Origin of the sequence: Mycolicibacterium llatzerense, from assembly GCF_025331195.1 — a bacterium.
GTDB classification, from domain to species: domain Bacteria; phylum Actinomycetota; class Actinomycetes; order Mycobacteriales; family Mycobacteriaceae; genus Mycobacterium; species Mycobacterium llatzerense.
This window is the reverse complement of sequence record NZ_LXOV01000012.1, coordinates 479,561-494,012: the sequence shown is the minus strand read 5'-3', so window position 1 is coordinate 494,012 and position 14,452 is coordinate 479,561. Positions and strand designations below refer to the sequence as shown.

The following is a 14,452-nucleotide window of genomic DNA, read 5'->3' as shown; positions in this document are numbered from 1 at the left end:
AGAATTGTGACCACCCGGGCCGGCACTCAGCGTAGGCACAGCCGCCGCTGGGGCGTCACAATTCTCAGGTCATTCAATGGTGGCTCACAGCAACACGATTGGCCTCTGGCTACGACAGCGTGCCCGAGACGAGGAGATACACACCCAACAGAGTCAGCGCCGTCGCCATCACCCAGATGCGCCTGGCCCGCAACCAATTCGGCACCAGCTCCAGGTACTGCTGCGTCTTGGCAGGCGCTATCAGGTAGCACAGCAGCGGGATCTCGGCGAATGCGAACGACACGATCGCGTACACGACCACCGCGGCGACCTGCGTTGACTTGCACTGCCCGGAAGCCAGGATCACGCCGAGTGCACCGACCAGTTCGACGTGGGGCCCCGGGCCGGCCCATAACCCGGCCAGAAACGCCATCCACAACGACTGGCTGCGCATCAGCTTGCGAGCCCAGGTCGTCAGCTGTGCCGTCAGGGACGACGACTCCGGTTCGGCCTCTTCCTGGACGTCAGCGCCCGAACCGGCACGTCCCGTGACCGCCGCGGGCACCGGGGTCTTCGTCCCGGCTCGAAACAGCAGCGCCACCGCGACCAGCAGCACCAGCCCGCCGATCGCCAGTTTGGCGTCCGCAGGATCGATGGAGTCCGTGGTCGAGTTCATGTCGGCGATGAGCCGCTTGGTGGTGCCGTGCAGCAGGTAGACGGCGCTCAGGCCCACGAGCAGGCTGGAGGCGATACCGCCGAGGCAGAATACGAACAACGCCGGGATCGGCCGATGTCGGATCACGATGAACACTGCCACTCCGAGGCGGACTGGATCCCACATCGCCATGACGGCGAACATCACTACGGCGGCCCACACGGGGCGGACCATACCGACGCTAGCTGGTGACTCTTGCCAGACTTCCGCCGTAGGAGACGACGTCGCCGGCCCGCAGCTGCCGGCCGCGCCGCGTCTCGACCTCGCCGTTAACCTCGACCAGGCCGTCGCTGATCACCGCCTTGGCATCGGCGCCACTGTCGATCAGCGAGGCCAGCTTGAGAAACTGGCCCAGGCGGATCGACTCGTCGCGGATGGGCACGTCGTTCATGACCAGAAGGGTAGCCACCTAGCATTGGCCACTGTGGATCGCTGGGTCCTGCATCTGGACATGGACGCCTTCTTCGCGTCCGTCGAGCAGCTGACCCGACCTACCTTGCGGGACCGTCCGGTGCTGGTCGGCGGGCTCGGCGGTCGTGGCGTGGTGGCAGGCGCCAGTTATCAGGCCCGCAGATTCGGCGCTCGCTCGGCGATGCCCATGCATCAGGCCCGGCGGCTGGTGGGGGCGTCTGCCGTCGTCCTGCCGCCGCGCGGCGCGGTGTATTCGGTGGCCAGCCGACGCGCGCTCGACGCGGTCCGCAGCGTGGTGCCCGTGCTGGAACAGCTGTCGTTCGACGAGGCGTTCGGCGAGCCGATCGAGCTGGTCGGTGCCGAGCCCGACGAGGTCCGGCAGTTCTGCGAGGACCTGCGCGCCACGGTGCGCGCCGCGACCGGGTTGGTGGCCTCGGTCGGTGCGGGGTCCGGCAAGCAGGTCGCCAAGATCGCGTCCGGACTGGCCAAGCCCGACGGGGTCCGGATCATCAGCGGTGCTGAGCAGGGTCCGCTCTTGGCGGCGTTGCCGGTGCGCAAGCTGTGGGGGATCGGGCCGGTCGCCGAGGAGAGGCTGCACCGGCTGGGCATCGAGACCGTCGGCGCGCTGGCGGCGCTCACCGATGCCGAGGCCGCCGACGTCCTCGGCGCCACCATCGGACCGGCACTGCACCGGCTGGCCCGCGGGATCGACGATCGCCCGGTGGCCGAGCGCGCCGAGGCCAAACAGATCAGCGCCGAGTCCACGTTCCAGGTCGACCTGACCACCCTGGCGCAGTTGCGCGAGAGCATCGGGCCCATCGCCGAGCACGCCCACCGGCGGCTACAGCGCGACGGCCGAGGTGCGCGCACCGTGACGGTCAAGCTCAAGAAGTCCGACATGAGCACGCTGACTCGTTCGGCCACGCTGCCGTACGCGACCACCGACCCTGCGGCGCTGACGGCGACGGCCCGCCGGCTGCTGCTCGATCCGGTCGAGATCGGTCCGATTCGCCTTGTGGGCGTGGGCTTTTCGGGCCTGACCGATGCCCAGCAGGAGTCGTTGTTCCCGGAACTGGAGATGGCTGACGGCACTGATCTCGCGACGCCGGCGGGGGAGGCCGGGCCGGTGAGTGCCCCGCCGGCCGAATCCCCGTGGCGCGTCGGCGATGACGTCCAGCATCCGGACCACGGCCACGGCTGGGTGCAGGGGGCCGGGCACGGAGTCATGACAGTGCGATTCGAAACGCGGGCCACCGGGCCCGGCGTGGCCCGCACCGTCGCGTCCGATGATCCGCAGATCACCCGCGCCGACCCGATCGACAGCCTCGACTGGCAGGACTATCTGGCGCAGTTGCCGAGCGACGACGGAGCGGCCTAGCTCTACCCCCGGTGGGGTCGAAGTCCGCGGTTCTGCTGAGGCGGTCCGTTACCGGGAGCGAGCAAAGCCATCACATCTGCGTCGACGACGGGAGCCAGGGCTGCGCTCATGTGCACGGTGAGATGGTGGCCGTCCCGGTAGACCAGGGTGTCCCCGAGGATGCTGGGGCAGCCGGTGTCATTGCACAGGTAGTCGGTGTAGTCCAGATAGCTGAATGTGCCCCTGGTGGCCAGGTCGTGCTCGGCCTGCCGGACCCGCGCGTCGAGTGCTTTGGCCCGCGGCAGCGCGCAGCGCTGCGCATTGTCGGGGAACAGGCCCAGGCAGAACTGGGGCGCGACACCGATCGACGGAGTGTCGGCGAGCACCGCGACGCGGGACTGCGACGGAAGCTGACTGAGGGTGTCTGTCAGTGCCTTGCTCCAGTGCGCTGTCGCGTCGGAATCGTCGCTGACGTAGCTGCTTCCCCAGCCGCCGAGCAGGATCAGAGCCGGTTTGGCTGAGGCAACGCTGGCCAGCACCTTTTCGCGCCATTCGTCGCACCGCGGGTAGTTGGCGACATGAATCTGGGCCGACGGGCAGTGACTCTTGGTGCGATTGTCGAGGCGGATCAGGCCCTGATCGGCCAATGCGGAAAGCGCCGGATACCAGTGCGCTGCATGGGAATCGCCGAACAGGACGACAAGCGGTGCCCCCGGGTTGGTCCCCACCGTGCAGCCTGCCGGATCGGTGGCCCATTGGCCGCGGTGGCAGCCGTTCGCGTAGATGACGGGTTCACCGCCGGCGCTGTCGGAGAGCTGCGGTGTGAGGTTGCTCGGCACGTACCCAGTCCCGGCCGGCTTCATGCTCAGCGTGAGGTGAGCCGCGGCGCGGCGCGCGTTCAGCAGTGGGTCCTGCACGACGGCGACCGCGAGTACGACCGCACATACGGCCGCCATCACGCCCGCGGTCGCGGCGAGCGTCCGGCGCGGGCGCGCGGCGTTCAGCCACCTCAGGCGCTGGCCCGGTTGCTCGACATACGTGTAGAGCAGCCACGCCAGCGGGACACAGGCCACGACGATCGCGACGCGCAGCCACATCGGCGATGCCTGCATGTAGCCGGTGGCGGCGACGGGTAGGACCAGCAGCGGCCAGTGCACGAGGTACAGCGAGTACGAAATATCGCCGATCCAGGTCAGCGGGCGCAGACTCAGGAATGCCGCGGGGCCCCAGCGGACCGGGCCGGCGGCAATCAGCAGCGCGGTGCCGATCACCGGAACCGCCACCGCATCGCCCGGGTACTCGGTGGCCGTGGAGAACAGCACGCCGCTGCCGACGACCGCCGCCAGTCCGGCCCAGCCGGCGACGGCGCCGGCCCGGTCGCCGAAGACGCGGCCGCGGCTGAGCAGCACGACCGCGATCAGGCCGCCCACGCCGAATTCCCAAATCCGCGCGAACAGGATGAAGAACGCGTTCGGCTGGGAGAAGCCGGTCAACCACACGCACAGGACGAACGACGCCGCGATGATCGCGCCGATGGCCGCCACCCTGCGGCTGCGCAGCTTGCACAGCCCGAACAGGCCCACGAGCAGTACCGGCCACAGCAGGTAGAACTGTTCTTCCACGCCGAGCGACCAGTAGTGCATGAACAACGACGGCGTCTTGTCGGCCAGATAGTCGGTCGCGCGGTAGGCGAACACGACATTGGGGACGTAGAACGTGGCGGCGATCGCGTCCTTGACGACGTAGCCGAACTGCAGCGGTGACACCCAACAGGCTGCGGCGGCCACCGTCGCGACGATGACGGTCAAGGCGGCCGGCAGCAGGCGCCGGACCCGCCGGGCGTAGAACGCGCCGTACGCAATGCGCCCACGGTCCCGCAACTCGCTGAGCAGGTGGGTGCTGATCAGGAATCCGGAGATCACGAAGAAGACGTCGACGCCGACGTACCCGCCGCCGAATCCGGGAATCTCGGCGTGGAACAGCACGACCAGGGCGACGGCGATCGCGCGCATGCCCTGGATATCTGGGCGCTTCTGTTGTTTGCGTTGGCTCGCGTGCGCCGGCAGTTCCAATGTTGTTGTCCCCTCCGGAAGATCGGCGTGGGGGAAATTATCATTGGTTCGTCAATTTGATGCGCGTCGACAGCGCAGGTGGCCCACCCAGTGGGACGGTTTCGCTAAACCCACTCAGCGAACAGGTCCGCGGCCGGTATGCCGGCCGCCAGGGCCGCCATCAACAGCACCCGCGCCTGAGCTGCCCGCAGCCCGCCCGCGGACACCGCCCCGGCGTCCAGCAATGCCCGGCCGGGGCCATAGCCCGACGTGACGCGCGTGCCGGGCACCCGCGTCGCAATCGCCACTGCAACGCCGGCCGCGCTCAGCCGCTGCACGCCCGCGAGCACCTTGGACCCCGCATTGCCCGAGCCGAGGGATTCGAGCACGATGCCGCCTGCCCCCGCGGCCGCAAACGCGTCCATGGCCAGCGCGTCACTGCCGGCATAGGCGGCGACGATGTCGACGCGCGGCGCCGATGCCGCCGACAGCAGGCCGATCAGTGGCCGCCGTTTGACCGCGTCGGGGACGAACGAGCCGTCCCGGATCGATCCGACCCCGGTGCCGACCAAACCGTGTCCGGCCTTCGTCATGCCCAGCGGTTGCCACACCCGGCCGGCCATGCTGACCAGCACCCCGAGGTCGCGGGCGGACGGACTGGCAGCCACGGTGATGGCGTCACGCAGATTGGCCGGGCCGTCGGCATCGGGTGCGTCGCTGCTGCGCATGGCGCCGGTCAGGACCACGGGCACCGCACCGGCGTACGTGATGTCGAGCCACAGCGCGGTTTCTTCCATGGTGTCGGTGCCGTGCGTGACGACGATTCCGTCGGCATCGCCGGCCGAGCGCACGGCGGCCCCGATCCGGTCCCAATCGGTCGGGGTCAGCTCGGAACTGTCGACGGACATGAGGTCGACGGTGTCGACCTGGACGCCGGCGCCGAGATCGTTGACCAGGTCGGCGGCGCTGCGCGTCGGCCGGGCGATTCCGTGTTGGTCGATGCTGGTGGCGATGGTGCCTCCGGTGGCGATCACGACGACGCGAGTCATGGGCGAAATTGTTCCTCACGGCGTCTTTGGGATGATGGGGGAGTGACTGATGAATCCACGGAACCCGAGGCGACTCCGGGAACCGAGCCCGAGGCGACCGATAACACCGGGCCGGAGGCGACGACGGGGACCGAGTCCGCGCTGACCGCGCGGCCTCAGACCCCGCCCACCGCACGGCGGCTGCGGCTGTTGCTGGTGGTGGCAGCGCTGGTGCTGGGCCTGGATGTGGTGACCAAGGTGCTTGCGGTCAAGCTGCTGATGCCCGGCCAGCCGGTCGAAATCATCGGCGACACCATCACCTGGACGCTGGTCCGCAATTCCGGGGCGGCCTTCTCGATGGCCACCGGCTACACCTGGGTGCTGACGTTGATCGCCACCGGTGTGGTGCTCGGCATCATCTGGATGGGCCGGCGCCTGGTCTCGTTGTGGTGGGCGCTCGGCCTGGGGATGATCCTCGGCGGCGCGGTGGGCAACCTGATGGACCGATTCTTCCGGTCGCCGGGGCCGTTGCGTGGGCACGTGGTGGATTTCCTCTCCGTCGGCTGGTGGCCGGTGTTCAACGTTGCCGATTCCGCGGTGGTGTGCGGGGCCGTGCTGCTGGTCGGTCTGTCGATGTTCGGCTTCGATTTCGACACCGAGGGCAAGCGGCCGCCCGAGGATTCGGCTCCTTCGTCGGGGCCGGAGCCGGCACCGGCCGCGGTCATCGACGAGGCTGAAACCGGCCGATGAGTAGCCGTTCGATGCCGGTCCCCGAAGGACTGGCCGGGATGCGGGTGGACGCGGGCCTGGCCCGACTGCTGGGGTTGTCGCGGACCGCGGTGGCCACGATCGCCGAAGACGGCGGGGTCGATATCGACGGCGCCCCGGCGGCGAAGTCGGACAAGCTGGTGGCGGGCTCCTGGCTGGAGGTGCGGCTGCCGGAGGCGCCGCCGCCGGTGGAGAACACGCCGCAGGACATCGAGGGCATGGGGATTCTCTACTCCGATGCCGACATCGTCGTGGTGGACAAGCCTGCCGGGGTCGCGGCGCACGCCTCGGTGGGTTGGACCGGCCCGACGGTCCTCGGCGGGCTGGCCGCCGCGGGCTTCCGGATCAGCACGTCGGGTGTCCATGAGAGGCAGGGCATCGTGCACCGCCTCGACGTGGGTACCTCCGGCGTCATGGTGGTGGCGCTGTCCGAACGGGCCTACACGGCGCTCAAGCGGGCGTTCAAGCACCGCACGGTCGACAAGCGCTACCACGCGCTCGTGCAGGGTCACCCGGATCCGTCGAGTGGCACCATCGACGCGCCGATCGGCCGCAGCCGGGGCAATGACTGGAAGTTCGCCGTCACCGAGGGTGGCCGGCACAGCATCACGCACTATGACACCGTCGAGGCCTTCGTGGCGGCGAGCCTGCTCGACGTGCACTTGGAGACCGGCCGCACCCATCAGATTCGGGTGCACTTCTCGGCGCTGCACCACCCGTGTTGTGGCGACCTGACCTACGGCGCCGATCCGACGTTGGCGAAAAAGCTTGGGCTCGAACGGCAGTGGCTGCATGCGCGGTCGTTGGGATTCGCGCACCCGGCCGACGGCCGGTGGTTCGAGATCACGAGCGAGTACCCGCCGGAATTGCAGCACGCCCTCGACGTGTTGCATCGGCAGTGACCACTACCGCGACGGCCACTTCCAACCAGAACCGGGGATTGCTGCTCGGGCTCGGCGCCTACGGCTCCTGGGGACTGTTTCCCGCGTTCTTCCCGCTGCTCAAGCCGGCCGGCGCGTTCGAGGTGCTGGCCCACCGCATCGTGTGGACCGTGCTGCTGATGGTCGTGGTGCTGGCCGTCGGCCGCCGCCTGGGTGACCTGCGCAGGCTGTCGGGGCGCACCTGGGGCCTGCTGGTGTGCGCGTCGGCGTTGATCTCGCTCAACTGGGGCATCTACATCTACGCGGTCAACAACGGCCACGTGGTCGACGCGGCACTCGGCTACTTCATCAACCCGCTGGTGAGCGTGGCGCTGGGCGTCGCGCTGTTCGGTGAGCGGCTGGGTCGCGCTCAGGCTGCGGCCCTGGCCATCGCCGTGGCCGCGGTGATCGTGCTCGCGGTGCAGGGCGGGGAGGTCCCCGCGATCGGCCTCGGCGTTGCGGTGTCGTTCGGTGTGTACGGTGCGGTCAAGAAGGTGGTTCGCGCCGACCCTCGGGTCAGTGTCGGCGTCGAGGCCGGGGTGGCCGCCCCATTCGCGGTGGCCTATCTCGTCGTCCTCACCGCCGCCGGGCAGGCGACGGTTCCGTCGCTGGGAGCGGGCCACACGCTCCTGCTGATGCTGTGCGGCCCGGTGACGGCACTGCCGTTACTGATGTTTGCCGGTGCGGCGCAACGGCTCCCGCTGGTCACCATGGGTCTGCTGCAGTACCTGACGCCGGCGCTGCAGATGGCGTGGGGCGTTGTCGTCGGCCATGAGCCCATGCCGGCCGGGCGGTGGGTCGGCTTCGTCCTGATCTGGGTCGCACTCGCCGTGTTCACCGGTGACGCGGTGCGGCGCGCCCGTACGCCGGTGCCGGAGCCTCCGGAGAAGGACCCGGTCGCGACCTAGGCGACGCTAGGACGCCGCGGCGTGGCGGTAGTCGCAGGACGGCTGGTCGACGGCGCTCGGCTGCGGTACCGGGCGGCCGTCGACGAAGCTGCGCAGTCTGCTGCGGAGTCGGTCCAGTTCTGCGCGCGCCGCGGCGATGCGCGAGGTGACCGACGCGCTGTCCGACAGCATCTCGTCGAGATAGGCGTTGATGGCGGCCGGTTCATCGGTCGGCAACGCGAAGCCACCGGGTTTCAGGGTGCGGACGGTCTTCTCGATGGTCCAGTTCGACACCGCCAACGGGACAGCGCCTTCGGTGGCACCGATGATCAACGCGTGCAGCCGGTCGCTGGCGACGATCGCGGACTGCCGATGGAGGGCGCGAATCTTGTCCTCGCACTGGGCATGCGACTGGCTGCCGAAGAGCAGCGCCTCGGTGCCGGGATGAAGTTCACGGGCGAGCTTCGCCATGGCCTCGTCATCGTCCCGGACCTGGCTGAACACCTGAATTCGCAGCCCGCGTGCGTCGGCAATCTCGCGCAGGAGGCGAATCTTGCTTGCGCTCAGGGCATCTCGGTCCCATCGAGTGGTTACGGCCAGGACCTTGCGCTCGCAGGGCGGGGCGCCCAGACCCTCGGTGAGCGGATCGGGGCCTTCGCCGAATGCCCAGTCCGGCGCCACGTCGCCAACGCCGAAGGAGTCCGACGTGCCCGGATCGCGCCAGGCGACGACAGCCATCTTGCGTCGCGCGTAGCGCTCCATCGCCGGCACGTCGACCGATTTGCGGACCCGTCGGGTGCCGCGACTGGCGGCCTTGCCGACCGTCGACAACCGCACGCCGGCACCGGCCTGCACCGCCGTGCCACGGTGGGCCAGCGGGAGCAGCGCACAGAGCGCCGTCCACCAGCCAAAGTAGAAGCGAGTGCGTTCGGGGTAGACGATTTCGCCCGCCGGCATGACCATCACCGTGCGGTTGGTCATCGCGCTCGCGGCGTAGCGGGCGAGCCAGCCGATCGGGGTGTTGTGTACAGCTTCGTCTCCGCGCAGTCCGACCGCGGTGAGATACCTGTCATCGTTGGGGATCGGCATGTACTTCCGGCCGACATGGACGTGCAGTCGGGCACCGTCGATTCCGTGAAATGTCCGGAGCATGCCGCGCCTGAGGATCGAATCGCCGATGTTGCCGTTGTCGCCCCATGTCGACAGGAAAACTCGCGCCAACGTCACTGCCCCCTTCGGCATCCCCGAGTGTCAGAAATTGTGGTCCCTGTGAGGATGTTCAGGACCCTAACAGGTAGCTACCAGCTTGCGCGCCGAGACGGGACGCCCATTTGGTGTTAGCTGGTCGCGCGCGGGTGCGCGGCGGCGACGCCGACGCAATTGACGAATTCGTCGATTTTGGTCGTCGCTGGGGGTGCTGCCAGGCCCGCGGTGAGCTACCCGGTGCCTCGGGGGTGCTGGCCGGCGTTCACCGGCCGGGGAAGGCCTGACGAATGCTCGCCAGCTGTGCCGCGTTGTCAGGGTGAACAAAGATGAAGTTGTTCACGTAGTCGGGCGAGCGTTTGCCGCCCACCGACTTCGCGGCCTCGGGCCGCTGAAGCGCTGCGAGATCGAATTCGGCCGCATGCCGGAGCGCGCCCCGGTGCAGAAAATAGCCCTGATATCCCACCGATTCGAAAAAGGCGAAGGTCTGTGCGACACCCCCGGCGTTATGCCGCTCCTCGCATTCCACGATGCACGTCGGCTTCGATGTCTCCAGGGTTTGAATACCGCCGCGAAGAACTGCCGATTCGTGGCCTTCCACGTCGATCTTTATCACGCCGAGTCGGCTCAGATCGAGTTCGTCAATTGTCGTGATCGGCACGTTGATAGTGCGCAGACTGAAGCCCGGATTTGCATCTTGCTGCAGTGAACTGCGAGTGAGGACATCGCGACCGCCGCGAGTCGGAATGTGAAAGGTGGTTTCACCAATTCGGTCGGACAATGCCACCGGCAGAACCCGATTATCCGGCTTGATGATCCGGCGCAGGCCGGCCGCCATACCCGGATGTGCCTCGACGGCGACAACTTTGCGGAACTGATTGAGCGCGCAGTACGAATAGACGCCCACATTGGCGCCCACGTCGAGAAAGTCCCGACTTGAATCCTTGAGTAGGGCAAGAAGTCTGAGTTCGGGTTCGCCTTTGCGCAGCTCCCATTTGACGAGCTGGCGGGCGCGGATGGCATGTGCTGAGATCATGTTTGCTATTTGCCGCATTCTCCGACGAATTTGTAACGTGTTTCAGTGGCTGTCGGCACCGTCGCGGAACACCGCCGCGGTGCGCGCGGCAGCCTCGCTCCAGCTGCTGTAACTACCGGCCCACGAGCGCATCGATTCGCGGTCGACGGTGCCGGCCTGCGCGCGCGCCTCGGCGAGGCCCACCGCCAGTCCGTCGACGCCGAGTTCGACCGGGTAGAGCCGCTGTCCGCCGGCGAGATCGACGAGGTGGTTGACCTCGGGTCCGATGACGGGGCAGCCCATGCTGAGTGCCAGCAGGGCGCTGCCGGACGTGAAGAAGCCGCGATGCGCGATGACGGCGCCGTCCGCCGCGGCGAAGTACAACGGGACGTCATCCTTCGAAATCCGCTTTGCGCACACCAGGATTCGCGGGTCTTCCCGGGCGAGCTCGAGGTCCGCGGACACGTCACCCTGCGGGTTGCCGGCCAGGATCAGGCGGTCCTGGTCTCTGGCGACCTTCTGGAAGGCGCGGATGATGTCGCCGATTCCCTTGTAGGGGCGCAGCAATCCGAATGACAGGGCGACGAAGCCGTCGATGGGCAGGCCGAGCTTGGTGCGGGCTGCCAGCTGCGACGGCGGCGCCGGGTGTGAGTCGATGTAGTGCGGGTGCCGAACCACGGTGCATGGCCCGGTGTATCCGAATTCCGCCGCGAGCGTCTCCTGGGCGCTGGGGAAATGGATGAACACATGGTCGACGAGCGCGAGCAGGTCCTTGCGGATACTGCGGCCCAGTTCGGGGTGTGGATCGTCGTGTGGCACGAGATTGTGCGCGGTCCAGGCAATGCGCACGCCGCGCCGTTTCAGTATTTGCAATTGCCGGTTGAATGCCGCGGCGCGCGCTTCGTATATCCAACGCACATGGCTGGTGTGCGCTTCTGTGGACCAATGCAGATGCAACCAATCGCCGGCATGTAGGCGAGCGGATTCGATGCTCAGAATATGGGGCGCAGAAACTTCCAGGCCTTCGGTGCGCAACCCATTGATCATGTTGGGCAGATACGGGTTGTCCAACCAGTGTGGCCACACCGCCACTCGAATCGGCTTTGTGTCCTTGGCGGCAGAGGTATCGAGAGCATGCGGTGCAGGCCGAGTAAGCGGGCGAGCCATGCAGCGGACTCTACAGTTCGATGCGGCAAATCTGCCATATATCTGTGAATTACGGCCGGGCGCGGATATTTCTTTTTGGTTACCAATGCGAACGGTCTCTGAGCAGCGACTTCGGGCTGACCGGAAATTGTCGGAGTTCGACCGCTGAATACAATTCTGACGCGCACAGCAATTGCGTTGCCCGCATATCTCTGGCAAATAACGGACAACGGCTGGACGGTCGGCCCGCGGGTCGATCGGCAATCCTGCATCGGCGCCCACCATGATTTTTCGGTCGTCAATCGGCGACATCGCACCTGCCGCAAGGCCACGGCAACGACGCGACGGGCTGATTCGGGCAGGCCGGTGTTGATCGAGCAAACCTGAGCGCCCATGCCCAAATCCCGGTCCCAGGCCGGCGCCGCAGCGCTCGCGGTCAGGGTTGGCGTCGCCCAGGTGGCCGAACGGCAGTTCGCGGCGACTCGACGAGGCCCCGGCGGGATGGTGTGGTGTACTTAGCTACGACGGCTGCTGCTCTCGAATATTCCCGGGTCCGTGCGTCCCGACCGTGCGTGGAGCGCGCTCAGAATGATTGACCGGCGACCCCTCAGTGGTCGGAAAATTGCTGCTACGACGGGGAGTTCGGCTGTATGAGATTGAGCGTGATTGGAACGGGTTATCTGGGCGCCGTTCACGCCGCTTGCATGGCACATATCGGGCATGAGGTCGTTGCGTACGACACCGATGCGTCGAAGATCGCCGCGTTGTCGGCCGGTACCTCGCCGTTCTACGAGCCGGGGTTCGATGAGCTGCTCGCCACGGTGCTCGCCACCGGGCGGCTGCGCTTCACCGATTCCGCGCAGGAAGCGGTGTCCGGCGCCGCGGTGCACTTCGTCTGTGTCGGAACGCCGCAGTTGGCCGGTTCCGACGCCGCGAACATCGAGTACGTCAACAGTGCCTTCCGCGCGGTGGTGGCCAACGCTGACTGCGACGGGCTGATCGTCGGCAAGTCCACCGTTCCGGTCGGTACGGCCCAGCGCCTGGCCGCAGAGGTCGCGAAGACGTCGTCGGGCCTCGAGGTCGCGTGGAATCCGGAGTTCCTCCGTGAGGGCAAGGCGATCGAGGACACGTTGCAGCCGGACCGTCTGGTGTTCGGGGTCACCTCCGAGTACGCCGAGAAGGCGCTGCAAGAGGTCTACGGGGCTCTGCTCGATGGCGGCACGCCGTATCTGACGGCGGACCTGCCGACGTCGGAACTGGTGAAGGTCGCTGCCAATGCTTTTCTCGCGACCAAGATTTCGTTCATCAACGCCATGGCCGAGGTGTGCGAGATCGTCGACGCCGACGTGACGGTGCTGAGCCGCGCGTTGGGTTACGACGATCGCATCGGTAAGCGATTCCTGAACGCGGGCCTGGGTTTCGGCGGCGGCTGCCTGCCCAAGGACATCCGTGCGTTCAGCGCCAGGGCCGGTGAGCTGGGGGCCTCGGACGCGCTCAGGTTCCTGCACGAGGTCGACAAGATCAACCTGCGCCGGCGCGAGAAGGCCGTCTCCGTGGCGCGCGCGGTCGTTGGCGGGGAATTCCTCGGCAAGAGCATCGCCGTGCTGGGGGCGGCGTTCAAGCCCAACAGTGACGACGTGCGTGACTCGCCGGCCCTGAACGTGGCCGCCGCGATGCACTTGAAGGGTGCGGACGTCCGCGTCCACGATCCGAAGGCGATCGACAACGCCAAGGCCCGGTTCCCGACGCTCGGTTACTTCGACACCGCCGAGGACGCCTGCCGGAACGCGGATCTGATCGTGCTGGCGACCGAGTGGGACGAATACACCAACATCGATCCCGCGGCGTTCCGCTCGGTCGTGAAGGAGCCGCGCCTGCTGGACACCCGCAACGTCATCGACCGGGAGAACTGGTCGCGCGCCGGGTGGCAGGTGTATTCCCTCGGTCGTGGCGGACTGCACGTCTGATCCGCGGCCGCGCCGCTGCTCGACGAACTTGCGATAGAGGAGATTGATCCATGGCGGGTCAGACGATCGACGTGATCATTCCGGTCCGCGACATGGCTGATCACCTTCCGAGCCTGCTTCGGCCGTTGCTCGATCAATTGTCCGAGGGAGACCGCGTCACGGTCGTCGACGACGCTTCGGCCGACGACACGGCAGCGGTCGCGCGTTCGCTGGGCGCCAACGTGGTGACGCTGACGAACAGCCGCGGTCCCTACTACGCGCGGCAGGTTGCCGCGAGCCGGTCGGACGCCGACATCCTGCTTTTCATCGACGGGCGCTGCCGGCCCCTGCCGGGTCTCCTCGACGCGCATCGGGCCCTCCAGGGGCAACCGGGAGTTGCGTTGTCCTGCACCAACGTTCGTACCTTGTCGGGGCCGACCGTGGCTGCCCGGATGGCGGCGAAGATGCAGCCGTTCATGTTGCCCCGCGGGGGCGGGGCGATGAAGGCGGTCGTCGGGATGGTGCCGGCGCGGCCCGACTACTACCCGACCTGCAACCTCGGCATCGACCGGATCGCCTTCGAGAAGGTGGACGGGTTCCGGGCGATGCGTGGCGGCGGTGACCTCGACATCTGCTGGCGGATCCAGGACCAGTCGCTCGGCACCATCGCCACCGACACCCGGGTGCTGATGGAGTGGGAGCCACGGACGGCGATCCGCGATCTGGCCAGCCAGTGGAAGCGTTACGGCAACAGCAACGCGTACATCCGCTGGGCGCACCGCAACGACTCCGTCAGCAAGGGCACCCACGCCCCGGCGCGGGTCTCACCGGCGGTGGCCTGGACGACGATGCGGGCCGAGCTGCGGCGCCCGCCGTCGGAGCTGGCGGCTACCGCGATCCTCGGAATCGCTTTCCAATACGGCTATTTCGCCGCGCAGTTCAAGCGCAAGGAGTTCGAGATGCCGGTGCATTTCGACGTGGCTCGGGACACCGGCTCCGCCTAGGCGAACGCCGGCCCGCGCCGGC

Annotated in this window: 13 protein-coding genes; 6 read left to right on the top strand and 7 right to left on the bottom strand. The window is 67.6% G+C overall.

All coding sequences use genetic code 11. The features are described from left to right. Positions 1-109: 109 nt before the first annotated feature. Both A7G45_RS17285 and A7G45_RS17280 read right to left on the bottom strand, forming a co-directional pair. On the bottom strand, positions 110-856 hold the full coding sequence (locus tag A7G45_RS17285; RefSeq protein WP_260938859.1) for a GAP family protein: 747 nt from the start codon (positions 854-856) through the stop codon (positions 110-112). Positions 857-875: 19 nt separating this feature from the next. After that, a complete protein-coding gene (locus A7G45_RS17280) occupies positions 876-1,085 on the bottom strand; it encodes an RNA-binding S4 domain-containing protein (RefSeq protein ID WP_133763189.1) in 210 nt (69 codons plus the stop codon). Between the two features lie 60 nt (positions 1,086-1,145). Here A7G45_RS17280 and A7G45_RS17275 point away from each other — a divergent pair, with 60 nt between their 5' ends. Then, entirely contained in the window at positions 1,146-2,483 is a 1,338-nt protein-coding gene (locus A7G45_RS17275) for a DNA polymerase IV (RefSeq protein WP_377042082.1), read from the top strand. A gap of 2 nt (positions 2,484-2,485) precedes the next feature. Here the strand turns inward: A7G45_RS17275 and A7G45_RS17270 are convergent, their stop codons facing one another. Both A7G45_RS17270 and A7G45_RS17265 read right to left on the bottom strand, forming a co-directional pair. Then, positions 2,486-4,474 (bottom strand): acyltransferase family protein, encoded by a 1,989-nt coding sequence (locus A7G45_RS17270; protein ID WP_344258466.1) that lies wholly within the window; start codon positions 4,472-4,474, stop codon positions 2,486-2,488. 164 nt (positions 4,475-4,638) lie between these two features. Continuing rightward, positions 4,639-5,562 (bottom strand): asparaginase, encoded by a 924-nt coding sequence (locus A7G45_RS17265; RefSeq protein ID WP_260938850.1) that lies wholly within the window; start codon positions 5,560-5,562, stop codon positions 4,639-4,641. Between the two features lie 141 nt (positions 5,563-5,703). Here A7G45_RS17265 and lspA point away from each other — a divergent pair, with 141 nt between their 5' ends. The 3 genes from lspA to rarD are packed head-to-tail and all read left to right on the top strand — an operon-like array spanning position 5,704 to position 8,137. Next, a complete protein-coding gene (gene lspA, locus A7G45_RS17260) occupies positions 5,704-6,291 on the top strand; it encodes a signal peptidase II (protein WP_260939759.1) in 588 nt (195 codons plus the stop codon). After that, positions 6,288-7,211, top strand: a complete 924-nt coding sequence (locus A7G45_RS17255) for an RluA family pseudouridine synthase (RefSeq protein WP_133763193.1) — start codon at positions 6,288-6,290, stop codon at positions 7,209-7,211. Before lspA ends, A7G45_RS17255 begins: the two co-directional genes overlap by 4 nt. Next, positions 7,208-8,137: an EamA family transporter RarD gene (rarD, locus tag A7G45_RS17250; protein WP_260938847.1), complete on the top strand. Its 930-nt coding sequence runs from the start codon at positions 7,208-7,210 to the stop codon at positions 8,135-8,137. The genes A7G45_RS17255 and rarD overlap by 4 nt, the downstream gene beginning before the upstream one ends. A 6-nt stretch (positions 8,138-8,143) precedes the next feature. Here the strand turns inward: rarD and A7G45_RS17245 are convergent, their stop codons facing one another. From A7G45_RS17245 to A7G45_RS17235, 3 genes are all read right to left on the bottom strand, one after another. Further along, on the bottom strand, positions 8,144-9,343 hold the full coding sequence (locus tag A7G45_RS17245; RefSeq protein ID WP_260938845.1) for a polysaccharide pyruvyl transferase family protein: 1,200 nt from the start codon (positions 9,341-9,343) through the stop codon (positions 8,144-8,146). A 241-nt stretch (positions 9,344-9,584) separates the two neighbouring features. Then, on the bottom strand, positions 9,585-10,355 hold the full coding sequence (locus tag A7G45_RS17240; protein WP_260938843.1) for an FkbM family methyltransferase: 771 nt from the start codon (positions 10,353-10,355) through the stop codon (positions 9,585-9,587). Between the two features lie 42 nt (positions 10,356-10,397). Further along, positions 10,398-11,183 carry a glycosyltransferase gene (locus A7G45_RS17235; RefSeq protein WP_260938841.1) on the bottom strand — a complete coding sequence of 262 codons (786 nt, stop codon included), beginning with the start codon at positions 11,181-11,183 and terminating at the stop codon, positions 10,398-10,400. A gap of 947 nt (positions 11,184-12,130) precedes the next feature. On the opposite strand from A7G45_RS17235, the gene A7G45_RS17230 reads away from it, so the two are divergent. Further along, positions 12,131-13,447, top strand: coding sequence for a UDP-glucose dehydrogenase family protein (locus A7G45_RS17230; RefSeq protein ID WP_043986932.1), 1,317 nt, complete (start codon positions 12,131-12,133; stop codon positions 13,445-13,447). Positions 13,448-13,497: 50 nt separating this feature from the next. Further along, complete coding sequence (locus A7G45_RS17225) at positions 13,498-14,430, top strand: glycosyltransferase family 2 protein (RefSeq protein WP_260938838.1); 933 nt, start codon at positions 13,498-13,500, stop codon at positions 14,428-14,430. Positions 14,431-14,452: the final 22 nt, after the last annotated feature.